Origin of the sequence: Pseudomonas sp. DG56-2 (genome assembly GCF_004803755.1) — a bacterium.
GTDB lineage: Bacteria > Pseudomonadota > Gammaproteobacteria > Pseudomonadales > Pseudomonadaceae > Aquipseudomonas > Aquipseudomonas auratipiscis.
Genome location: NZ_CP032311.1, coordinates 1,358,398 through 1,382,163, shown reverse-complemented (window position 1 = coordinate 1,382,163; position 23,766 = coordinate 1,358,398). Strand labels below are relative to the sequence as shown.

Sequence of the window (23,766 nt, the reverse complement as noted above, 5' to 3'; positions counted from 1 at the left end):
GTTCAGGCAAGCAACGGGCAGTGCTGACAGTGGCCGACCCAATCCACCTTGTAGCTAAGGCAGCAGGTGCGACGCTGGCGTTTACCTGAAGCACTCAGGCCCACCGACGCATACAGCGGACTGTCGGCGCAGGTGAGCAAACGGGCCAAGTCGCCAACGTCCGATTCGACACCCTGCAATGCCTGATCCAGGCAATCGCCCGCGTTACCCCAGAGCACCGCCGGGGCAACCGCCCCCAAAGTCGCCAGACGCGACACCAGCGGTTGCAGGTGCTGTTGCAGCAGTGCATCCCGTCCTGCGCAATGCGCTGCGCTCCCCGTCAGCATGGTGGGCAGCCCACGAGCGTCCAGGATTACTTCGGTGGCAGCGAACACTGGCAATGATGCGCCGCCCAGCAGCAACTGCCAGACCGTTGCAAAGTAGTACTTGGACCACTGCGATACCAACACTGGCCGCTGGACTGGCATCAGTTCCGGGCCATACAGTTCAAGCAGCAGTGCGTCGAAACGAGACGCTTCGAGCACCTTGTCCAGCGGTTGGGCAGCACTCATTCCTGGCCCTGACTACGCGGCCAGGTCAAGCTGAACCGGGCGCCCCCCAGTTGCTCACTATTACCCACCGAAGCCCGTCCGTTATGCCAATAGATAATCCGCCGCACGATTGACAAGCCCAGACCGTGCCCGCCTGAAGCCCGGGTTCGGCTGTCATCGAGTCGGGTGAAGGGCGTGAAGATGCGATCCCAGACTTCCTCTGGAACACCCGGGCCGTCATCCTCGACATCGATTCGGCAACGCTGCGTTCCCAACTGATAACTGAGGCTGACCTGGGACTCTGCGTGACGCATGGCATTGCTCACCAGGTTCTGTACGGCCCGTTGCAAATAGCGCGGCTCGGCTTCGACCCATGCCCCCTGCCCCTGCGCCTCTTGCTCATCGCCCAGGCACACGCCGCGCACAACCTTGACGTCGCTGCGCAGAGGCGCCAGCTCGGCTATTACCTGCTCGAACAGCGCATCCAGGTTGACCCGCTGAAAGTTCAGGGCCGGGGCGCCCTGCTCGAGGCGGGCGTAGGTGAGCATCTCGTCAACCAGCTTGTCGAGTTCCTGGATGTCCCCGTCCATGCCGCTCAAGTACTTTTCCCGCGCCTCGTCGTCGCGGGCGCTGGCGATCATTTCCAGACCAAAGCGCAACCGTGCCACAGGCGTGCGCAACTCATGGGAAACAGCGCGTACCAGCTCCCGCTGGATGGCCAGCGAACGCTGCAGGTGTTCGGCCATGCCATTGAAAGCTGCGGCCAGGCGCCCGACAGAGTCGGCATCATCGGCAGCCACACGGGTAGACAAGCTGCCTTGGGCGATGCGCGTGGCGGCAGTCTCAAGATCGGAAAGGCGTCGCTCCAACTGTCGCACCAATAAATAGACGATCAAACCAATCAGGCACAGCCCAAGCACCGCAATCAACGCCAGCAACTGCGGCGGATAAGGGTTCATCTGATACAGCGGGCCAATCTCCAGCACCCAGGGCGTACCGACCATGCCGGCAACTACGCGGATCGAGTCGCCATCCTTGCCCAGCGCCATCACCGTGTCGCCTTCATCGACACGTCGACGCTGGTCGTCGTCCATGTCCGTCTGCTCGATACGACGCAGGCTCAAGTCGAAGCCGAAACCTTTGTCTTGCTTGATCTGCGCCAGGCGCCGGGGCTGCTCACCAATGGGATAGCGCACCAGTTCATCGGCAAGCAGGTAGATCGTCGCTCGCGCCAACTGCTCGCTGATCTGCTCGACCTCGCCCACCAGCAGCAGGTCCTGCGTGCCGACCTGGCGCATGACCCTGGCCGCATGCGGGCCGGTCTTCTCTACCAGCACCTGGCCGCGATTCAACTTGCTGCGCTGGCTGCCATCCAGACCTGCGGCAGACGACGACTGCAGGTCCAGCGGAATGCCCAGCAAGCGCTCCCAGATCAGCAGATTGCGCTTGCGCTCCACTTCACCAAGCGGCGCCAGGTTGTCGGCCATCAAGGTGAAGGTGCCGTGGGCCAGACGCTCACGGTACTGACCGGCTCGAACCTCGTTGAGCAAGTGCACACTCAGCACCCCAAGCACCGCGACCAGCACCAGGGCGGCGAGCATACCGCCATAGATACGCAGGAAAATCGAATTCATCGCGGCTGGCCCATCGCCTCTGCCGCCTCGCGCACAAACAGGTAGCCCTTGCTGCGAATGGTCTTGATCATTCGCGGGTGCTCAGGGTCGTCACCGATTTTGGGGCGGATTCTGGAAATACGCACATCGATGGAGCGATCCTGGCCGTCATACCCGACGCCACGCAACGAGGTGAAAATTTCTTCCCGGGACAACGTGCGCCCGGCGTTGCTGACCAACAGCCAGAGCAAATCGAATTCCGCGCTGGTCAGCTCGATACCGTTGTCCTGCAGCCAGGCCTCGCGCAGCACGTTATCGACCCGCAGCGGCCCGAACTGCAGACACTGCACCGGCTCGTTCTCGGCAGGCTCGGCGCGACGCAGCAACGCGTTGATGCGCGCCAGCAACAAGCGCGGCCGAACCGGCTTGCAGACGTAGTCGTCGGCGCCCAGGTCCAGGCCTTGAACCTGGTCCAGGTCGTCGCTGCGAGCAGTGAGCATGAGAATTGGCCCGGAAAATTGCTGGCGAACCTTGCGGCAGATGCTCAGGCCGTCTTCGCCGGGCAGCATCAGGTCGAGAATCACCAGGTCCGGTTGCTCGGCGATTATCCGCGCCGCGGCCTTGGCGCCATCACCTTCAACCTCGACTTCAAAGCCGTTGGCCTGCAGGTACTCGCGTGTCAGGTCAGCCAACCGCTGGTCATCCTCGACAATCAATACCTGGCTGCGCTGCTGCTCCACGGTCCACCTCGACAGCTCGTTGTTATGAACTTGTTGTTATGTGCCTTGGGTACTGGCGTCCCAAAAAGGCATGATCGGCACCGGATACTACGGAAGGCACCGACGCCTGCCAACCGCCGCGTTGGTCGCTCGGAAGTGCCCGGAAATTGTGGTAGGGTGCGCGCCCTAAAATTTGTACCGGGATAACGACAGCCGGTTAAAAAAAGGGTGACGAGCGGCCATCTGGCGCTAAGACGCGGCCTACAAGGCTTTAGGCAAAATCACTCACAAACTACGCACAAGTTATCCACAGAGCATGACCTTGCAATACCCCTTGGACCGCATTATCTTGTATCCCCATCGAAACAAAACACTACATCTTGGGTTTTGAAGCGATTCCCAAGCACAAGTCAAGCAAAGAACTCAAGCCCTGATGCAGTGCTTTTTTGCTTGAACTTAAAACGTAATCAGTAGCCAAACCGCTCCGGCGCAGGCGTCCGTTGCAAACCCTTGGAGGGTGTTGTTTCGGGTACGGGTGTTGCAAGCCATAGGCACACCTTACAGCAACAGTTTTGAGCGAGACTCAAAACCTTTGACTTCGGCCAGGGAGCGGCAAGTAATTGCCCCTTATTTCCTGATCTGTCCCGAAGTGAGTATGCCCGACCTGTTCGGCATGCCGGAGCGTCGTGTTCCTGCGTGTCATCAGGGTCGGTTGTTGGGCTTTCGGACGGAACGGTTGGCGCTTACAAAGCGCCTAAATAAACATAGAGAATGTGGAGACACCCATGCAAACCGACACAACTCGCGAGAACCCGCAGGCCAAGGCGCCGCAGGCTGCCGATTCGAACCAGGATCTGGCTGCTACCGCCCCAGGCCAACTGCGTGTGATCAAGCGCAATGGCACTGTCGTCGCCTACACCGACGACAAGATCACCGTGGCTATCACCAAGGCGTTCCTTGCAGTTGAAGGTGGCACCGCTGCTGCCTCGTCGCGTATCCATGACACCGTTGCCCGTCTGACCGAACAGGTCACTGCTACGTTCAAACGCCGCATGCCCTCGGGCGGCACCATCCACATCGAAGAAATCCAGGACCAGGTAGAACTGGCCCTGATGCGTGCCGGCGAGCAGAAAGTTGCCCGCGACTACGTGATCTACCGCGATCAGCGCGCCAAAGAGCGTGCTACCCGTAGCCACGCCGAAGACAGCACCGTTCAGCCGCACCCAAGCATCCGTATCACCCTGGCTGACGGCAGCCTGGCGCCGCTGGACATGAACCGTCTGAACACCATCATCTCCGAGGCCTGCGAAGGTCTGGCCGAAGTCGATGGCGACCTTATCCAGCGCGAAACGCTGAAGAACCTCTACGACGGCGTGGCCATCAAGGACGTCAACACCGCCCTGGTAATGACCGCCCGTACCCTGGTCGAGCGCGAGCCGAACTACTCGTTCGTCACCGCCCGCCTGCTGATGGACACCCTGCGTGCCGAAGGCCTGGGTTTCCTCGGCGTTGCCGACAGCGCTACTCACCACGAAATGGCCAACCTGTACGCCAAGGCCCTGCCGGCCTACATTGCCAAAGGCGTCGAGTTCGAGCTGCTCAATCCGGCCCTGGCCGACTTCGACCTGGAACAACTGGGCAAGGCGATCAACCACGAGCGCGACCAGCAGTTCACCTACCTGGGCCTGCAGACCCTGTACGATCGTTACTTCATCCACAAGGATGGCGTACGTTTCGAGCTGCCTCAGGTGTTCTTCATGCGTGTGGCCATGGGCCTGGCGCTGGAAGAGAAAAACAAAGAAGCCCGTGCCATCGAGTTCTACAACCTGTTGTCGTCCTTCGACTACATGGCTTCGACCCCGACCCTGTTCAACGCTGGCACCCAGCGTCCTCAGCTGTCGAGCTGCTACCTGACTACCGTGCCGGACGACCTCTCGGGCATCTACCATGCGATCCACGACAACGCCATGCTGTCGAAATTCGCCGGTGGCCTGGGCAACGACTGGACCCCTGTGCGTGCACTGGGCTCCTATATCAAGGGCACCAACGGTAAATCCCAGGGCGTCGTTCCGTTCCTGAAAGTGGTCAACGACACAGCTGTTGCGGTAAACCAGGGCGGCAAGCGCAAAGGCGCTGTCTGTGCCTACCTGGAAACCTGGCACCTGGACATCGAAGAATTCATCGAACTGCGCAAGAACACCGGTGATGATCGTCGTCGTACCCACGACATGAACACCGCCAACTGGATCCCTGACCTGTTCATGAAGCGCGTCTTCGATGACGGCAAATGGACCCTGTTCTCGCCAAACGAAGTACCCGACCTGCACGATCTGACCGGCAAGGCCTTCGAAGAGCGCTACGAGTACTACGAAGCCCTGACCGAATACAACAAGATCAAGGTATTCAAGACCATTCAGGCCAAAGACCTGTGGCGCAAGATGCTCTCGATGCTGTTCGAAACCGGCCACCCATGGTTGACCTTCAAGGACCCATGCAACCTGCGTTCGCCACAGCAGCACGTGGGCGTGGTCCACAGCTCGAACCTGTGCACCGAAATCACCTTGAACACCAACAAGGACGAAATCGCCGTCTGCAACCTGGGCTCGATCAACCTGCCGAACCACATCGTCGACGGCAAGCTCGACACCGCCAAGCTGCAACGTACCGTGAACACGGCCGTGCGCATGCTCGACAACGTGATCGACATCAACTACTACTCGGTGCCGCAAGCGCGTAACTCGAACCTCAAGCACCGTCCAGTGGGCCTGGGCATCATGGGCTTCCAGGACGCGCTGTACCTGCAGCACATTGCCTACGGTTCCGACGCTGCCGTCGAGTTCGCCGACAAGTCGATGGAAGCGGTCAGCTACTTCGCGATCCAGGCATCCTGCGACCTGGCCGACGAGCGCGGCTCGTACGAGACTTTCCAGGGCTCGCTGTGGTCCAAAGGCGTCCTGCCGCTGGATTCGCAACAGATCCTGATCGAAGCCCGTGGCCAGAAGTACATCGACGTCGACCTGAACGAAACCCTGGACTGGGCACCGGTACGGGCGCGTGTTCAGAAAGGTATTCGTAACTCGAACATCATGGCCATTGCGCCGACCGCGACCATCGCCAACATTACCGGCGTATCGCAGTCGATCGAGCCGACCTACCAGAACCTGTACGTGAAATCGAACCTGTCGGGCGAGTTCACCGTGATCAACCCGTATCTGGTTCGCGACCTCAAGGCCCGCGGTCTGTGGGACTCGGTCATGATCAACGACCTGAAGTACTACGATGGTTCGGTACAGCAGATCGAGCGCATTCCACAGGAACTCAAAGACCTGTACGCCACGGCGTTCGAAGTGGAAACCAAGTGGATCGTCGACGCCGCCAGCCGCCGTCAGAAGTGGATCGACCAGGCTCAATCGCTGAACCTGTACATCGCCGGTGCTTCGGGCAAGAAACTGGACGTCACCTACCGCATGGCCTGGTACCGTGGTCTGAAAACCACCTACTACCTCCGTGCCCTGGCTGCGACCAGCACCGAGAAGTCGACCATCAACACCGGCAAGCTCAACGCGGTATCCAGCGGTGGTGACAGCGCCCCGATCCAGGCAGCCGGTCCTGCACCAGTGCCAAAGGCTTGCGCTATCGACGAGCCGGATTGCGAAGCCTGCCAGTAACGCCACACCCCCTGTGGGAGCGGGCTCACCCCGCGAAAGCGGCCAAAGTCACTCCCACAGCAGCCTAATGGAAGGTCAGGGACAACCCTGACCTTCTCCGAGGAGCCAAGCTCCCGGAAGCATTCCAAGTTTTTGCGTGCACAGCAGTACTCAACCGCAAGCAACGCAACCAAGATCCACCGGCCATACTGAACATGGCCCTCAAGCAGGAGACCCACCATGCTGAGCTGGGACGAATTCGACAAAGACGAAGGCGAAGAAGCCGCCAAAGGCGCAACCGCCACTCAAGCTGCTGCCGCAGGCATCGACAAGCTCGATAACGCTGGCGGTGTTGCCGCGTTGGAAGCCCGCGCCGTGACTGCCGATGACTCGGAAGCCGTCAAGCGTGCCAAGGCTGCCCTGGACCAACTCGACATCGCCGAAGGCCTGGCTGAGCTGGAAGGCTCCGCTGCCCGTGTTGCGGTTGACGAAAAGCGCATGATCAACTGCCGCGCCGACCTCAACCAACTGGTGCCATTCAAGTACGACTGGGCCTGGCAGAAGTACCTGGACGGTTGCGCCAACCACTGGATGCCGCAAGAGGTCAACATGACCGCGGACATCGCCCTGTGGAAAAACCCGGAAGGCCTGACCGACGACGAGCGTCGCATCGTCATGCGTAACCTGGGCTTCTTCTCCACGGCCGATTCCCTGGTTGCCAACAACCTGGCGCTGGCCGTGTACCGCCTGATCACCAACCCCGAATGCCGCCAGTACATCCTGCGCCAGGCGTTCGAAGAGGCGATCCACACCCACGCCTACCAGTACTGCATCGAGTCGCTGGGCATGGATGAAGGCGAGATCTTCAACATGTACCACGAGATCCCGTCGGTTGCGAAGAAAGCCGCCTGGGGCCTGAGCTACACCCGCGCGATCTCCGACCCGGAATTCAACACCGGTACCGTCGAAACCGACAAAGAACTGCTGCGCAACCTGATCGCCTACTACTGCGTTCTGGAAGGCATCTTCTTCTACTGCGGCTTCACTCAGATCCTGTCCATGGGTCGTCGCAACAAGATGACTGGCGTTGCCGAGCAGTTCCAGTACATCCTGCGTGATGAGTCCATGCACTTGAACTTCGGTATCGACGTGATCAACCAGATCAAGATCGAAAACCCACACCTGTGGGATGCCGAAATGAAAGAAGAAGCCTCGCAAATGATCCTGCAAGGCACCCAGTTGGAAATCGAATACGCTCGCGACACCATGCCGCGCGGCGTACTGGGCATGAACGCAGCGATGATGGAGGACTACCTCAAGTTCATCGCTAACCGTCGCCTGTCGCAGATCGGTTTGAAAGAAGAATACCCAGGTACCACCAACCCGTTCCCATGGATGAGCGAGATCATGGACTTGAAGAAAGAGAAGAACTTCTTCGAGACTCGGGTTATCGAGTATCAAACAGGTGGGGCGTTGAGCTGGGATTGATGCCTTGCTCCCCAGGTGCAGATGAGCAGTTGAACGCTGTTCGGCGTTAACTGAACCGCTAGACCTGAAGCCACCAAAGCCACCTCAGCACTGCATGCTGAGGTGGCTTTTTTTTGCTTATTCACGGTAGGCCAACTGCGTAGTCGGTGACACATACAGCCAGGTGCTGATCCATTGGCATGGGCGGTTTGGAGTCACCTTTGCGCCCTTACGGCGCATCCCTTTTGTCTTGGCAAAAGGAATCAAAACCGTATGTCCCTGCATTCGGCCCTGCGCTGCGCTCCGGGTCCCTTCGCTCCGGCATTGCTCCCGTCGGGACCGCACCGAAGGGCCGTCCTGGCCCTACGGTGCTCGCAGGCCATCCATGGCCTGCACCCGACTACGCAATACCTACACTCAGCCTACTGAAGGGACGATCCAGGTGTCTGGGCTGGCGATGTACGAAGCGCCAGATCAACATCAAAAGCTGAACACCAGCGCGGCGCTGGTGCTGTTGCTGTTGCCGTGCTTCTACTTACACAAATCGTGCAGACGCCACAAATCGTCCCTTCAGTAGGCCGAATGGAGCCCTTGCGGAGTGGGGCGACGGCCATGGATGGCCGGCGAGCGCCGCAGGGCCAGGACGGCCCTTCGGCGCGGTCCCCACTGGAGCAAGGGTGGAATGAGGGAACCCGGAGCGCAGCGTAGGGCCGAATGCAGGGACACACGGTTTTGCCCACTTTTGCCTCGACAAAAGTGGGTCGCCGTAAAGGCGAAACCAGCCAGTAGTGCCATCCCATCAAACGGATATGCCCATCGACACTTGAGCCACATTCCGGCGCGTCATCGTTGACACATACAGCCAGGTGCTGATCCATTGGCGCGGGGCGGTTTCGAGTCAGCGTAGGGCCGGCAGCGGTGCCACATTAATGGATAAGCTCGCAGCCTCACTCCCCCAACCAACTTAACCAGAGGGTAACTCGGCCAGTCAGGCACTGCCCTTGGCCTGCTGTTCCAGGTGCAGCTGCAACTGCGGATCGATCTGTAGCGCGCCGGCCAGTTCGTCCAGATAGGCCCGCTCCGCTTCCTGCTGGTCATCCACCAGCATCACGCTGGCCAGGTACATTTCCGCGGCCATGGCCGGGTCCTGGGCTGATTGGGCGACTTCGGCAGCATCGAGCGGCTTGCTGACTTCAACATCCAACCATTGCTGCAATTGCGGGTCGTTGGTGTGGCGTTTGATTTCTGCGTAGATCAACTGTTCTTCCTGCTTGTCGATGCGACCGTCCGCCTTGGCCGCAGCAATCAGTGCACGCAGGATCGCATGGCTGTGATCTTCGGCCTCAGGCCCGGATAATTGATCGACCGTGCGCACCATCTGTTGCGGGGCTGTCGCCTGGCTGCGCTGCCAGCTTTGATAGGCCTGGAAGGCCATCATGCCCAACGAGGCCAAGGCCGCGTAATTGGTACCGCCCCCGGAACGCCCCTGGCCATAGCCGCCACCATTGTTACTGGCACTACTGCCACCTAATAGACCGCCGAGCAAACCACCGAGGCCGCCACCACCAGCGCCTCCACTGCCGCCGAGCAGCCCGCCCAGCAAACCTCCCAGTCCGCCCATTGGGTCTTGCGACGACATGCCGCCGCCCCCTTGTTGCGCCTGCGAGCCCTGCCCGGACCGGAGTAATTGTTCGAGTAGATCACTGGTGTTCATGGCACCGCCCTCCTTTGGTAGTTGTTGCCCAGACAACAAACGATAGCCCCCTCAAGGCAACCCACCACGACCGTCTGGCTGACGGCCGAGCAGGCCCTGCCTTGTTTATATCCGCCCAGCATCAAGGAATCTCGGCGCAGAACTGTTCGATGCTGCCCTCTTCCGGGCCAGTGCTGAGAACCACCGAGTAACCATGGCCACTCAACGTGCCAATGGGTGTGGGCACGGTCCTGGAAAAATCCCAGCCGGTGCTGCTGCGGTTGACCATGACGATGTCATTCAATGAATAAGCCGGTTGCGCCGCGCGGCTGGTGCAGGAGCCCTTGTAGATATAGGTATACAGGCGAACCTGGTGCAAGCTGCGGTATACACCGCTGACATGGAAGCTAAGGTCGGTTGCATTGCCGCGTGGCACCATCGTGACGTAGCCGATTTCGCCAGCGTTATGCCCTACGGGCTTGAGATCAATCTGGACGAAGTCGGCCTTGCGATTTTCATAGCCAGCGCAGCCCATCATCACAACAGCGACAGCCGAAGCCAGCCAGCACATGCGCGTCAGGTCTTTCATGATTGCTCATTCGCAGAAGTGAGTACCCAGTATAGACCTGCCCCCGGTCAGCCTGCCTACCGCACGACAACAACATAGTTAACCAAAACCGAAAGCCGGATTAATCAGTTCAGGGTATCTATTCGCTTCAAACTATCGCTACTCTAGCCGCGCACAAAAAAACAACAAAACCCAATTAAAGCACCCTCGCACTACATCCCTGCCCATCTCTTGCGACCCACAACAATTACGAGGACAACAATGTCCCGTGGAGATAGCAAATGCCTAACACCCGTGTTGATTCAGCACAGCCGTCCTTGCTCGAAACACGCACTATCGACCACATACCCGAATCGGAAAGGCACGGCAGCCTCTTCAGCCAGTTCACCTTGTGGTTAGGCTGTAATTTACAGATTACTGCTTTGCTCACCGGCTCCCTCGCTGTTGTATTAGGCGGTGATGTATTTTGGTCATTGATTGGTTTATTGGTCGGGCAAATATTTGGTGGGGCGGTGATGGCCCTGCATGCTGCACAAGGACCGAAACTGGGTCTTCCGCAAATGATTTCCAGCCGTGTGCAGTTTGGTGTATACGGCGCAACTATCCCTATTATTCTAGTGGCCCTGATGTATTTGGGCTTTAACGCGACTGGAGCGATTCTATCCGGGCAGGCTGTTTCGCAATTGGCCGGTGTCAGTAACAGCAGCGGCATTCTGATCTTTGCCGGTTTGACGATGCTGATGACCATCATGGGCTATCGCTTCATTCACATCGCCGGCCGTGCCGCGAGTGTCGTCGGCGTTATTGCGTTCTGCTATCTCTTTGCCCGGCTGACCCTCACCAATGATATCGGCCAATTGCTAGCGATTCGTCATTTCGACTGGGGTAGCTTTCTCCTCGCCGTGTCGCTCGCCGCGTCCTGGCAGATTGCCTATGGCCCCTATGTGGCGGACTATTCGCGCTACCTGCCAAGCAAGACCTCCTCGATCAAGACCATTCTCGCCGTTGGGCTTGGTTCGGTTATCGGGGCGCAGATCTCGATGGTACTCGGGGTGTTCGCCGCGGCTCTGGCAGGCGCGAACTTCGCCGGCCATGAAGTCTCTGTAATCGTCGGGCTGGGAAGCACCGGAGCGGCCGCCGCCCTGATCTATTTCAGCATCGCTTTCGGCAAACTCACGATCTCGACCCTGAACGCCTACGGCAGCTTCATGTGCGCCGCTACGGTTATCAGTGGCTTTCGCGGGCATGTTGCAATCAGCCAACGCCAACGCATTGTTTTCGTATTGTGCATTGTCGGCGCATCGACCGCTGTTGCGCTGCTGGGTGAGGACTCTTTCATCGGCGTTTTCAAATCGTTCATCTTGTTCTTGCTGGCATTCTTCACGCCTTGGAGCGCTATCAATCTTGTCGATTTCTACTTCGTCAATAAAGAGCGATACAACTTGAACGCGCTGTTCGATCCCAATGGCCAATATGGCCGATGGAATACACTGGGCATCAGCACTTACGTAATTGGCGTCCTGATTCAAATGCCTTTTATTTCAACCAGCCTCTATACCGGCGCACTGGTTGAAAAAATGAATGGCGTCGATATCTCTTGGATCATTGGCTTGATAATACCCGGGGTTATGTATTACTTCCTGGCTAAGAGATCCACAGCAGCCGTTTCATCCCCCGTACAACACAGCCTGTAAATAGCATTGGGTTCAAACCCGCGCAGCTCACCCCCTGCATACGTTCTCGGGGTGAGCGTTCACCCGGCAATCACTTAATTTTTTTGAAAAGCTGACTTTCGATGTTGGCGATTTATCAACTCGCCCGCTGTTCGTACGCTAAGCCTGGAACATCCAAAAATAATAACAAGGTTTTTATCTATGCCCTCACCTTTCCCCGGTTTCACGCCCTGGCTGCACCTGCCCTTTTCCACTCCTGAACGATAAAGACAATGAGTCGACCGTCACCCCGGTTCGACGAGGAGATCTGCTATGAGCAATAACAACCCGCAACCCGTTGATGCTGCACTGGTGCCACGTTTCGCCGGCATTCCGACCTTCATGCGCCTGCCCGTGTTCGAAGACCCCGCGCAAGTCCGTATCGGCCTGGTCGGTGTACCGTGGGACGGCGGCACCACTAACCGTGCCGGGGCTCGGCACGGGCCGCGGGAAGTGCGCAATATGTCCAGCCTGATGCGTAAGGTTCACCATGTCAGCCGCATTGCGCCCTACGACCTGACCCGCGTCGGCGACCTGGGCGACGCGCCGGTTAACCCGATCGACCTGCTCGACTCCTTGAAGCAGATCGAAGGTTTCTTCAGCAAACTGCATCAGGCCGGGGTGATTCCGCTGTCGGTGGGCGGCGACCACCTTGTCACTTTGCCGATCTTTCGCGCACTGGCACGCCACCGTCCCATCGGCATGGTGCATTTCGACGCGCACTCCGACACCAACGACCGCTACTTCGGCGACAACCCCTACACCCACGGCACGCCCTTTCGTCGCGCCATCGAAGAAGGCCTGCTCGACCCCCGGCGCACGGTACAAATCGGTATTCGCGGTTCGATTTACTCCGCAGACGATGAAGCCTTCGCAGAAGAATGCGGCATTCGCGTCATCCACATGGAAGAGTTCTGCGACCTTGGCGTCGAGGGCACGCTGGCAGAAGTACGCCGTGTGGTGGGCCAGGACCCCACCTACATCAGCTTTGATGTCGACGTGCTCGACCCGGCGTTTGCACCGGGTACCGGTACCCCTGAAATCGGCGGGATGACCACCCTGCAGGCGCAGCAAATGGTTCGTGGTTTGCGTGGACTGAACCTGGTCGGCGCCGATGTGGTGGAAGTCTCCCCGCCTTTTGATTTGGGCGGTGCCACAGCATTGGTTGGCGCGACCATGATGTTCGAGCTCCTCTGCATCCTTGCCGATGCTTTGGCTGAACGCAGCTAAGTCGAGGAGAAGCCAGCATGAGCTTCAGCGACTTCATAGGTTACGACCGCAAGGGTGAGGTTCGGGAAATCGATACCACCCTGTCCAAAGGCCGGCTCAGCACGCTGAATGTCTGCGCCAATACCCTGGCTTTCAACGGACCGGCATGGGTAGGGGTATCGTCGATGCCGCTGCTGTACACCCTGTCGGGAGAACTGGCGCCACTGTCGATTCTGGCGGCTTATTTCTTCCCGATGATGGTGATTGCCTTCAGTCTTATCTATCTGGTGCGACGTGCGCCAGCGGCAGGCGGGGTGTTTGTCTTCAGCAAGCGCTACTTGTCGCCCGGGGCCGCGACCATCCTCGGCTGGGCCTACGTAATCATGTGCTTCAGTGTCACAGCGATGTGTGCACTGGTGGGCGCGCAGTACACCCAAAGCCTGCTAGGGCTCAACGGCTCGCCGTACACCGGGCAACTGGTGGCCAGCGTGCTGATCGTGGTGTTCATGGTCCTCAACCTGCGCGGGGTGGAAGCGACCGCAAAAGTCGCTATCTGCCTCCTGGCGCTGGAGCTGGCCGTACTCCTGGGCCTTGGGCTGGCTGGCATCATCGACCCGCAGGTGCCTGGCGCCGGCGTGTTGAACTCCTACATGCCGTCATCGCTCGACAGCTTCTGGACCGCAATCGGACCGGGCATGTTGTTTGGCATGTGGATGCTTGCCCAATTCGACTCCTCGATCAATTTCATCGAGGAAGCGAAGACGCCCGTGCGCACCATCCAGCGCTCGTTTCTGCTGACCCTGACAGCCATGCTGGTGATCTACTCGATCGCCGCCATTGGCTGGAAGATGGCCGTGCCTGCAAGCACGCTGGCAGGCATGTTCGCCGACAGCGCTCAGGCGATTGGCAGTATTGCCCAGCTGTACTTGCCCTCGTGGCTACTGTGGTTGCCCACCCTGGTCATCATCACCTCCGCATGCAATTGCTTGAACATCTCGCTGAATGCCGGGGTTCGTGCCGGCTATCGCATGAGCCACGAGGGTGAGTTGCCTTCGACCCTGGAAAAACTCAACTCGCGACGCGTGCCGGCGCGCCTCACCCTGATCGGCACCTTGTGCGCACTGGCGATGATCTGGGCAAAACCGATCAGCGAACTGCAGTGGTACTACGACGTGGTGTCGATCACCATGATGATCTCCTACAGCACCATGCTCCTGTGCTTCATCTTCGCCACCTTTCGTGAGCAACAACGGACCAAGGCACTTGCCATGTCGGGCCTGCCCGCCCTGGCCCTGCTGACCCTGGCCTACATCGCCTACACCGCAGGGGCCCAACCTGCAGACCCTGCCTATCTCTATCACGTCTGGTACTGCGGCGCGGTGATCATCGCCAGTGGCGCAGCCGTGCTTGTCTACAACCGCATGCGCCGCAAGGCGCTGTCGCAGAGGATCGTTTCCCCATGATCATGTGGCCTGATCGCAAACGCTTTGCCGTCACCTTGAGTTTCGACCTGGATGCAGAAACCGCGTGGGATTCCTCCAGCCTCGAGGGCCGTCGCCTGACACTCCTTTCAATGGGCGCATACGGGCGCCGGGTTGGCGTGCCGAGGATTCTCGAGCTGCTGGAGCGCTATGAAATACGCGCACAGTTCTATGTGCCGGCAGTGGTAGCGGAAAGAGACCCGAACGTGGTTCGCGGTATCGCCGAGGCCGGCCATAGCATTGGCTGCCACGGCTATTTCCATGAGCGGGTAGACGAACAAACGCCGGAACAGAACCTGCAGATTCTCAAAGACAGCAAAGCGGTGCTGGAGCGCACTATCGGGCGCGAAGTGCATCACTACCGCGCTCCTGTCTGGGAGATCACGCCGGATGTGATCGAGGCGCTGGTCGAGCTTGGTTTCAGAAGTGACAGCAGCCTGATGGGTGACGACCGTCCGTATCTGGTCGGGGGTGCTCCCGGGCAACTTCTCGAGCTTCCGGTCAGTTGGGCGCTCGATGACTGGGAGCAGTTCGCCTACTCCGCCGAGCCTGCGGTGGGTGGAGTAATCGAAGCACCAGACAAAGCCTTGAGCCTGTGGACCGCAGAGCTCGAAGGCATGCGGGCCTACGGCGGACATTTCATTCTTACCATGCACCCGCAGTTGATTGGCAGGCCTTCACGACTGCTGATGCTGGAACGCTTGATCCAGCTGATCAAACAGAACGACGACGCCTGGTGGTGCACACCCGATGACGTCTACGAGCAGGTGCGCCGAGGCGCGCTCGAACTCCCCGTCCACCCTTACTGAAAGGTTGACCCATGAATGTTCTGGTAACTGGCTCCAACGGGTTTCTTGGGCAAGAAGTCGTGCTGCAATTGCTCAAGCAAGGGCACAGCGTCACGGGCTACGACCGTAGCCTGGTATGTGCCATCGAGGCGTCCGGCTTTCACTATCGGCAAGGCGATCTTCTGGACCTGGCCAGCCTGATCGAAACCTGCAGGTTGCAGCGTTTTGACGCGGTTATTCATACCGCCGCTATCTCGCACCCGGTAGATTCTCGCCGCATTCCACTGCAAACCGTGCTGACCAACGCCCTGGGCACCACCCATGTGCTGGAAGCCGCCAGGCTTTGCGAAATTCCCCGGGTAGTGAACCTCAGCTCTGAATGTGCCTACGGACATAACCAGGCGCTTGGCGTTATCGATGAAACAGCACCGCTGAATCCAACGACCCCTTACGGCTGCACCAAGGCGTTCACCGAAAAACTTGGCCAGGTCTACACCGACCTTTATCAGGTCAGTGTCGTTTCGCTTCGCCCCGGCTGGATCTACGGACCAGGACAATTCATGCAGTGCTACCTCAAGGAGTTGCTGCGCGCAGCCATCGATGGGCAGTCGCTCATGGAGCCCTGCGGCGGTGATTATCGACTGCAGTACGTGCATGTCGCCGATGTGGCTGCAGCCTGCCTGTTGGCAGCCTGTGTCGATGAGCAGCGACTCAAGCAACGGGTTTTCAACGTTACTGCAGGCGAGCAAGAGCGTTATGCCGACGTGGCCAACCGTGTGCGGCAGCTCTATCCCAACGCAGCCATCCATATTGGCCCGGGCACCCTCGAGGTGCTGGATGAGAACGCGCGTTTCGACATCACGGCCGCTTGTGAGCAGTTGGGGTATCGCCCCGAATTTCTGCTGAGTGACGGTCTGGCTAGTTACGCACGCTGGTTGGAAAACCACCCCTACTGAAGTGGAGCTGATCGATGAAATCGTATCTTGTGACAGGTGCTGCCAATGGTATCGGTCGTGCTATCGCGCTGGCGCTGGCCGAACCGGGGGACAGCGCAATACTGAACGACCTGACGTTCAGCCACGAACTTGAGTCATTGGTACAGGAACTGGAGCAAAAGGGTGTCAGCGTGCAAATCGCCCTGGGCGATGTTTCAGCCCAAGCGACGGTACAGCAGGCCTTCAGCGGCGTGCAGCGTCTGGACGTGCTGGTGAACAACGCCGGCATTCTCAATGAAGCGCCGATCACGCAAATGTCGTTCGAGCAGTGGGACAAAATGCTGCGCGTGCATTTGTACGGGACCTTCCTGTTCTCCCAGCAAGCTGCGCGCCTGATGACCCGCCAAGGCAGCGGTGCCATCGTCAACATCGCCTCCGACCTTGGCCAGCTTGGCTGCGCCAACCTTTGCCATTATTCCGCAGCCAAAGGTGGAATCATCGCCTTTACCAAGGCATTGGCGAGGGAGTTGGCACCGCAAGGTGTGCGGGTGAACGCGGTGGCCCCAGGTGGAACCCTCACCCCGATGGTCGAGCGCCTGGGGCCGGCCTGTATCAAAGAGGAAGCGGCGCGCTATCCTTTGCAACGGCTTGGCAGCGCACAGGAGATTGCCAATAGCGTTGTATTCTTGGCCTCCAACAACGCAAGCTTCACCACAGGCCAGGTGTTGGGTGTGAATGGCGGTGGGGTGATGAATGGCTGAGCGCTCGAACGCTTTAAGGGACGCTATACCACCACGTTAGAAATGCCTGAAAAAAGAGGAAGCCATGCTCGGAAATCTGAACGACGTAGATCTGCGGATGTTGCGCACCTTCTGCACCATTGTCGAAGCCGGCGGTTTTACCGCTGCTCAAGTTCGTCTGAACATGAGTCTGCCGCGATTGAGTGTGGTTATCCGCGACCTCGAGATTCGCGTCGGCTACTCGCTGTGCAAGCGCGGCAAGTCAGGTTTCCAGCTCACCGACGAGGGCATGGCGACTTACACCGCAGCGCAGGAACTGTTCGCTGACATCGAACGCTTTCGGCAGAAAACCGTGGCGGTCAACGGGCGCTCCCAGGAGCATTTGCAACTGGGCACCGTCGACAGCCTGGCAACGATGCCTAACAGCCCTCTACCCTGTGCAATTGCGCGTTTTCGTAAAAGTAACCCCAGAGTGCGCCTGCAGTTGCATGTAATGCGCCCGGATGAACTGGAACAAGCAGTGCTGGAGGAACGCTTGCACCTGGCAATAGGTGCCTTCCATCATCGCCTGTCGGGACTGGACTACAAGCCGCTGTTCGATGAGGAACAGAACCTTTACTGCAGTGCCGAGCATCCCTTTTTCAATCGCCCTGACGAGTCGTTGACCATTGACGAAATCAGCGCCTCGGACTACGTGGATCGCGGCTACGTTGCCGAAAATCGCCGCCCCTACGAGCTGCACTTTCGCAACATGATCAGCGCCTTTTCAATGGAGGCCATCGCCCTTCTGCTGTTTTCGGGTAGCTACATTGGCTATCTGCCCACCCACTATGCGCAAACCTGGGTTGAGCAGGGACGGTTGCGGCCCATTCTTGCGGATCGGCTTTCCTATATCTCATCCTTCCACTGCATTACCCGCCAAGGCCTTCAGATCCAGACGGGCTTGGCCGGCTTTCTGGCCGCGCTGATGATAGATAGCAGCCAGGCCGCGACGGAATAAGGCCATCCTGGGGCATGCCCGCGGGTGAGGCTGGAGGGTCAATTTTTAGTTTCGGAAATTGCCTACAGCTGAGCATTTGACCGGGGGTCATCGCCGTTTTACCGTAAGGATTGGCGCCTAAGAAACGCCTCACGTAGCGGCTAGCCCGCTCCCGACAGATGCGGCATTTTTTTGCCTGTGGTCTACTGCTGCGCGCAAAATACTCTGATATGTCGGGAGTGGACTAATACAAGACCCGTAAGGGAAATACGTCCGGCCTTCTGCGTGGGGTTTCTTAGCTCCCGACACCCAGCCTTTAGTAAGGCTGTAATCACGCAGGGGTTTTGTATATGCCTACCGACGTGCGCACTCTGCTTCAGCGCTCTATCGGAGGTCAGCTGTGACTGACCATCATGAACCGATACTGTTCTACCGCCACAACCGCCCTCTACATGTCCTCTGGCTCGAATCCCAGGCATGGTTCTGCGCCCTTGAGCTGGGTCGAATGACAGGCCATTTTTTCGACCAACACTGCATCCGCAAGCTCGACCCCGACCAACATCGCAAAGTGCAGCTGCTGCGCTACGGCCAGTACCAAGCGACGGTCATGATTAGCGAATCCGGGGCCTATACCCTGCTTGCTCATCATTACATCCCGGAAAATCGCCACCTGCGGCACTGGCTAACCCATGAAGTGGTAGCGGTACTGCGTGATGGACGTGAGCCTGAGAAGACCGATTTGCCGCGGCTGGGGTTGATGCGCTGGCCGGGAGGGGCTACCGCGAGCTTGTTGTACTGGCAAAGCGAGCCTTGGATACGCTTACGCGACGTGCCCGTGGTGCTAAAAGTAGAGGGGCCTATTGTGTTACCGGTGAAACGCAAATCAAGTTGGCGCGAATGTGCACAACGAGCGCTGCGGCTGCATAGGTTTGGGGATTGAGCCAAGTCCCCCATTAGCTGTTTCTGCACAAGTAGTTACGCCCACCGGTACCTATTGATCTCTGCAGGTTTGCGCCGCATAAAACATGCTAAACCATCCTTGAACGCTTCCATCCCACGCAAGGAGCAGTGCATGAAAGAAAGCGGTTGGCGACGCTGGTTGCCCGGACTACAGGTGCTACGGTCGTATCACTTCGCGGACTTGCCCAAGGACCTGCTCGCCGGCTTGGTGCTGACGACCATGTTGGTTCCGGTGGGTATCGCCTATGCCGAAGCCTCCGGGGTACCGGGCATCTACGGGCTGTACGCCAGTATCGTGCCACTGCTGGCCTACGCCCTGTTCGGGCCAAGCCGCATTCTGGTGATAGGACCTGACTCGGCATTGGCGGCGATTATCCTCGCCGTGGTGCTGCCGCTTTCCGGTGGTGACCCCATGCGCGCCATCGCCCTTGCCAGCGCCATGGCACTGGTGTCGGGGCTTGTGTGTATCGGCGCCGGTCTTCTGCGTTTGGGCTTTATCACTGAGCTGTTGTCCAAGCCCATTCGCTACGGCTACATGAACGGCATCGCCTTCACCGTGCTGATCAGCCAGACACCAAAATTGTTCGGCATCTCCGTGGAGAGCACCGGGCCGCTGCGTGACATGCTGGATCTCGGCGAGGCGCTGCTGGCAGGTCAGGCCAATTGGGCCGGCTTTGCCATAGGTGCCGCAACGCTGGCGTTGATTCTGCTGCTTGCCCGCTTCAAGCGCCTGCCCGGCATTCTCATTGCTGTGGTGGCCGCGACCCTGGTGGTCGGCAGCCTTGGGCTCGATGCCACCGATGGCGTGAAGGTGTTGGGCTCCATGCCCCAAGGTTTACCCAGCTTTTCTGTGCCCTGGCTTCAGGCCTCGGACCTCACCACCGTGCTGATCGGCGGTTTCGCCGTTGCCCTGGTGTCTTTTGCCGACACCAGTGTGTTGTCACGTACATACGCTGCCAAGACCCGCACACCTGTCGATCCGAATCAGGAAATGGTCGGCCTGGGTATCGCTAACCTCGCAACCGGGCTGTTCCAGGGTTTTCCCATCAGCAGCAGTTCTTCGCGCACACCGGTTGCCGAGGCGGCCGGCTCACGCACCCAGCTTACCGGCGTATTCGGCGCCATTGGCGTGGCGCTGTTGCTGCTGTTTGCGCCCAACCTGTTGCAACACCTGCCCAACAGCGCCCTCGCAGCCGTGGTGATCGCCGCCGCCATCGGCCTTTTCGAGTTCAAGGATTTGAAGCGGATCTATCGGATTCAGCGCTGGGAGTTCTGGCTTTCGATCACCTGCTTTGTCGGCGTCGTGGTGTTAGGGGCGGTTCCGGGCATCGGGCTGGCGGTGGTCGTCGCGGTCATCGAGTTTCTCTGGGATGGCTGGCGCCCGCACTACACTGTGCTCGGCCGGGTGGATGGGATTCGCGGCTTTCACGATATTTCGCGCTACCCCAGAGCCCGCCTGGTGCCCGGTTTGGTGCTGTTTCGCTGGGATGCGCCGCTGTTTTTTGCCAACGCCGAACTGTTTCAAAAGTGCGTGCTGGAAGCCATCGCCAAATCCCCTACCGAGGTTCGCCGGGTAGTGGTGGCCGCAGAGCCGGTGACCAGCGTGGATGTCACCTCGGCGGATATGCTGGTGGAGTTGGAGCAGGTATTGCGCGCGGCAAACATCGAGTTGCGCTTTGCCGAAATGAAAGACCCGGTCAAAGACAAACTCCTGCGTCTGGAGGTGCTGGAGCATATTGGCACCGACATCTTTCAGCCAACGGTCGGGGCGGCCGTGGATACTTACCTCGAAGAGCATGGGGTGGACTGGACGCCATAAAATTTTGCCCTGGGCATTGTCCCTTTTTCAATCTGGATCGGCATAGCAATCGATAATGATTTCCACTTCGGTGGAGTTGCATCGAGACTGCATAGGATCCCCGATTGATGTTCCGTCATCACCTCCCCCTCCCGTCTTTGCTGTGTGCTTCATTGTTGCTCGCTGTAGTGCCTGCGGTGCAGGCCGAAGAACCTGGGCGCAGCGCCGAACAAACCGCTGAAAAACGCTATTTTTCGCTGCCGGCCGGGCCATTGGGCCTGAGCCTTGCTCGTTTTGCCGAGCACGCAGATATCCGCCTGGCGTTCGACGCGCGTCTGGTCGACAAGCTGCAGGCGCAACCATTGGAGGGCAACTTCAGCCCGATGTCCGGCTTGCAGTTGCTGCTGGCGGGCACTGGCTTGACCTACGAAGCGGTCGATGGGGGTTACCTGATCAAGGCCCAAAAAGGGTTGTCGCAAGACAGCGTGCGCCTGCCCAGCACTGCCGTGACCGGCCCGCAAATGGCGGAGGAAAACCGCTTTGCTCATCCCTTCCGGCTCACTTCGGAGCAAATCGAACACCGGCCCCAGGCCAATAGCAACCTTACTGATCTGCTGCGCAGTCACCCGGTGGTGCAGTTCTCCAACAGTAGCCAGAACGGTTTGAGCCAAGGGGAAATCAAGCCCGACTCGATCTCTATCCACGGTTCACGTCCCTATCAGGGCTTGTTCAGCCTCGATGGCATGCGCATGAACAACGATCTGGATCCGGTCGATGCTGGCAACGGCGTTACCATGGCCTCAGGCACGTCGAGCGAACAGGGGTTCTACCTGGACAGCCGCCTGATCGATAGCCTGGAAGTTCACGACTCGAACATTTCTGCCCGCTACAGTGGCTTTACCGGCGGTGTGGTAGAGGCGACATCGCGCAGTTGGCGCGGCGGTCAGGCGGGCCAATTGTACTACCGCCACACCGACGCCGACTGGAACAAAACCTTCACCGACGACAGCCTGGATTTCGACAGTTCCCACAACAGCATGTCGCACCCCTCGCGCTTCCAGCCCAGCTACCAGAAAAGTGACTACGGCTTCTGGGGCGAAACCCAACTGGCGGAGAACCTCGGCGTAGTGGTCAGCGCTTCGCGCCGGGACTCGAAGATCCCTATGCGCGACCTGGGCGGGCCGGGATTCGATATCGATGGCGATACACTCGTTGGCTTCAATCACCCGGCAAGCAACCGCCTGCAACGGCGCCAGTCCGACAACCTGTCGAGCAAATTCAGTTGGTACGCGACCCCGGAAACCACCGTGCATTGGACGGTGCTGTACTCCGGTTACGAGGAACAGATGTTCCAGAACACGGTGGCCAACTCCGGCTACCAGAACAGCCACGACGGCCTGGCCAGTATCCTCAAGCTCGAACATATGACCTCGCTAGGGCAGATGGAGCTCAATGCCAGCTACCGGCACTTGACCGATATTCGCGACAGCGACACTGACTATCGAGTATCCCTGATCGATTCCAGCGATTGGCGTAATCCCGTTACGTACAACTACGGTGGCCCCGGCAGCCTGAATAGTTACCAGGACACTGTGGAGCTGTCCGGGCAGTTTGCCTTCGACCGCATCTTCGCTGCTGGCCTGGGACATCGTTTCACCCTCGGTGCTGGCGTCAACCAAGTGGATGCCGAGTTCGAGCGTGAGGAAACCTACTACGCGGCCAATTTCGACGCGTACGGCGAATACATCAACCTGCGTCAGATCGATGCCTTCTTTGCCGGCTCAGCAAGCACCCGCTACACCAGCTACCACCTGTTCGCCGAGGACGAGATGGATTGGGGACGCCTGACCGTTCGACCAGGCCTGCGCATGGATCGCGACGACTTCATCGGCAGCAACAATCTGGCGCCGCGTTTGTCGGTGTCCCTGGACGCGTTTGGCAACGGCGCTACGGTGCTCAAGGCTGGCGCCAACCGTTACTACGGCAGTTCCATGCTCACCTACGCCCTGTACGGTGCACAGAACGGTGGCCTCAAACACTGTTACTTCGATTGCTTCCCGCTGATCGACAACGGCGACGGCACCTGGGACGCAACGCCAGATTATGAAGGCCTGGACAACCTGAAGACGCCTTACAGCGATGAGCTGATGCTCGGCCTGGATCAGCGCTGGGGCAACAGTTTGTGGGCCGTGCAGTACGTCAATCGCAAGCACCGCGATGAAGTGCGCAGTCGCCCCAAGTACCCGGACAGCCGCGCCAGCAACGAGCGCAGCATCAAGGAATTCGTCAACGACAGCAAGACCGACAGCGACAACGTCTACCTCAGCGTCAGCATGCTCGAGCCTTGGCGTGCCCTGCATGCAGAACACCGTTTCAGCGCCGCATTGGCCTGGCAGCGCACCCGCAGTGACACCGCTCTGGAGCTGGGCTATAGCGACATTGATATGACCATGAAGCTGGACCCAAGCCAGGTTTGGTACGAAGGCAAAGTGATCAATGCCAAGGACCTGCCAGCCAGCGACTTCAACGCCCCCTGGAAGCTCAACGTAGATTGGCAGGCCGATTGGCAGGCTTACGGCATCACCCTGTTCAACCGGGTGACCTGGGAAAGCAGCCGCGATCAGGTGTACAAGCACGACACCGGCGTAGACGGCTATTACCCGCTGCCTGACAGTGATCTGCGCGTACGTAAATACAGCTCGGCGCGAATCGGTTCGCTGTGGCGTTGGGACACCAACGTGCAATGGAAGCCGGCCTTTGCCCACGGTCTGGGCTTCAACGCCCAGGTCAACAACGTGCTCAACAACAAAAACCAGAGCGACACCATGTCGTGGAACGGCGGCACCTACAAGATCTATCAGCCTGGCCGTCAGGTGTGGTTGGGCATGACTTACGACTTCTGAGCCGTCGCGGCCTTACGGGGCCGC

Annotated in this window: 17 protein-coding genes; 12 read left to right on the top strand and 5 right to left on the bottom strand. The window is 59.0% G+C overall.

Annotated features, from left to right (window positions below; translation table 11 throughout):
• Positions 1 to 2: 2 nt before the first annotated feature.
• The 3 genes from fhuF to D3Z90_RS06435 are packed head-to-tail and all read right to left on the bottom strand — an operon-like array spanning position 3 to position 2,883.
• Entirely contained in the window at positions 3 to 551 is a 549-nt protein-coding gene (fhuF, locus tag D3Z90_RS06445) for a siderophore-iron reductase FhuF (protein ID WP_136474954.1), read from the bottom strand.
• Positions 548 to 2,164: an ATP-binding protein gene (locus D3Z90_RS06440; RefSeq protein ID WP_136474953.1), complete on the bottom strand. Its 1,617-nt coding sequence runs from the start codon at positions 2,162 to 2,164 to the stop codon at positions 548 to 550. Before D3Z90_RS06440 ends, fhuF begins: the two co-directional genes overlap by 4 nt.
• The gene (locus D3Z90_RS06435; protein ID WP_136474952.1) at positions 2,161 to 2,883 is read right to left on the bottom strand and encodes a response regulator transcription factor; all 723 of its coding nucleotides are present in this window, start codon (positions 2,881 to 2,883) and stop codon (positions 2,161 to 2,163) included. Before D3Z90_RS06435 ends, D3Z90_RS06440 begins: the two co-directional genes overlap by 4 nt.
• 764 nt (positions 2,884 to 3,647) lie before the next feature.
• On the opposite strand from D3Z90_RS06435, the gene D3Z90_RS06430 reads away from it, so the two are divergent.
• Positions 3,648 to 6,530, top strand: a complete 2,883-nt coding sequence (locus D3Z90_RS06430; RefSeq protein WP_136474951.1) for a ribonucleoside-diphosphate reductase subunit alpha — start codon at positions 3,648 to 3,650, stop codon at positions 6,528 to 6,530.
• A 219-nt stretch (positions 6,531 to 6,749) separates the two neighbouring features.
• Complete coding sequence (locus D3Z90_RS06425; RefSeq protein WP_045187463.1) at positions 6,750 to 7,997, top strand: ribonucleotide-diphosphate reductase subunit beta; 1,248 nt, start codon at positions 6,750 to 6,752, stop codon at positions 7,995 to 7,997.
• 967 nt (positions 7,998 to 8,964) lie between these two features.
• Here the strand turns inward: D3Z90_RS06425 and D3Z90_RS06420 are convergent.
• Both D3Z90_RS06420 and D3Z90_RS06415 read right to left on the bottom strand, forming a co-directional pair.
• Complete coding sequence (locus D3Z90_RS06420) at positions 8,965 to 9,690, bottom strand: tellurite resistance TerB family protein (protein WP_136474950.1); 726 nt, start codon at positions 9,688 to 9,690, stop codon at positions 8,965 to 8,967.
• Positions 9,691 to 9,811: 121 nt separating this feature from the next.
• Positions 9,812 to 10,258 carry a hypothetical protein gene (locus D3Z90_RS06415; protein WP_136474949.1) on the bottom strand — a complete coding sequence of 149 codons (447 nt, stop codon included), beginning with the start codon at positions 10,256 to 10,258 and terminating at the stop codon, positions 9,812 to 9,814.
• Positions 10,259 to 10,518: 260 nt separating this feature from the next.
• On the opposite strand from D3Z90_RS06415, the gene D3Z90_RS06410 reads away from it, so the two are divergent.
• The 10 genes from D3Z90_RS06410 to D3Z90_RS06365 all read left to right on the top strand — a co-directional run bounded on the left by D3Z90_RS06410 (position 10,519) and on the right by D3Z90_RS06365 (position 23,742).
• The gene (locus D3Z90_RS06410) at positions 10,519 to 11,931 is read left to right on the top strand and encodes a cytosine permease (protein ID WP_136474948.1); all 1,413 of its coding nucleotides are present in this window, start codon (positions 10,519 to 10,521) and stop codon (positions 11,929 to 11,931) included.
• A 291-nt stretch (positions 11,932 to 12,222) separates the two neighbouring features.
• Complete coding sequence (gene speB, locus D3Z90_RS06405; protein ID WP_136474947.1) at positions 12,223 to 13,179, top strand: agmatinase; 957 nt, start codon at positions 12,223 to 12,225, stop codon at positions 13,177 to 13,179.
• A gap of 17 nt (positions 13,180 to 13,196) precedes the next feature.
• Entirely contained in the window at positions 13,197 to 14,621 is a 1,425-nt protein-coding gene (locus tag D3Z90_RS06400; protein ID WP_136474946.1) for an APC family permease, read from the top strand.
• On the top strand, positions 14,618 to 15,448 hold the full coding sequence (locus D3Z90_RS06395; RefSeq protein ID WP_136474945.1) for a polysaccharide deacetylase: 831 nt from the start codon (positions 14,618 to 14,620) through the stop codon (positions 15,446 to 15,448). Before D3Z90_RS06400 ends, D3Z90_RS06395 begins: the two co-directional genes overlap by 4 nt.
• Before the next feature lie 11 nt (positions 15,449 to 15,459).
• Positions 15,460 to 16,383, top strand: a complete 924-nt coding sequence (locus tag D3Z90_RS06390; protein ID WP_136474944.1) for an NAD(P)-dependent oxidoreductase — start codon at positions 15,460 to 15,462, stop codon at positions 16,381 to 16,383.
• A gap of 14 nt (positions 16,384 to 16,397) precedes the next feature.
• Positions 16,398 to 17,123, top strand: coding sequence for an SDR family NAD(P)-dependent oxidoreductase (locus D3Z90_RS06385; protein ID WP_136474943.1), 726 nt, complete (start codon positions 16,398 to 16,400; stop codon positions 17,121 to 17,123).
• 64 nt (positions 17,124 to 17,187) lie between these two features.
• The gene (locus D3Z90_RS06380; protein ID WP_136474942.1) at positions 17,188 to 18,102 is read left to right on the top strand and encodes a LysR family transcriptional regulator; all 915 of its coding nucleotides are present in this window, start codon (positions 17,188 to 17,190) and stop codon (positions 18,100 to 18,102) included.
• Between the two features lie 379 nt (positions 18,103 to 18,481).
• Positions 18,482 to 19,021 carry a Bro-N domain-containing protein gene (locus D3Z90_RS06375; protein WP_136474941.1) on the top strand — a complete coding sequence of 180 codons (540 nt, stop codon included), beginning with the start codon at positions 18,482 to 18,484 and terminating at the stop codon, positions 19,019 to 19,021.
• Positions 19,022 to 19,153: 132 nt separating this feature from the next.
• The gene (locus D3Z90_RS06370; protein WP_136474940.1) at positions 19,154 to 20,860 is read left to right on the top strand and encodes a SulP family inorganic anion transporter; all 1,707 of its coding nucleotides are present in this window, start codon (positions 19,154 to 19,156) and stop codon (positions 20,858 to 20,860) included.
• 107 nt (positions 20,861 to 20,967) lie between these two features.
• Entirely contained in the window at positions 20,968 to 23,742 is a 2,775-nt protein-coding gene (locus D3Z90_RS06365; RefSeq protein ID WP_136474939.1) for a TonB-dependent receptor, read from the top strand.
• The last annotated feature ends 24 nt before the right edge of the window (positions 23,743 to 23,766 follow it).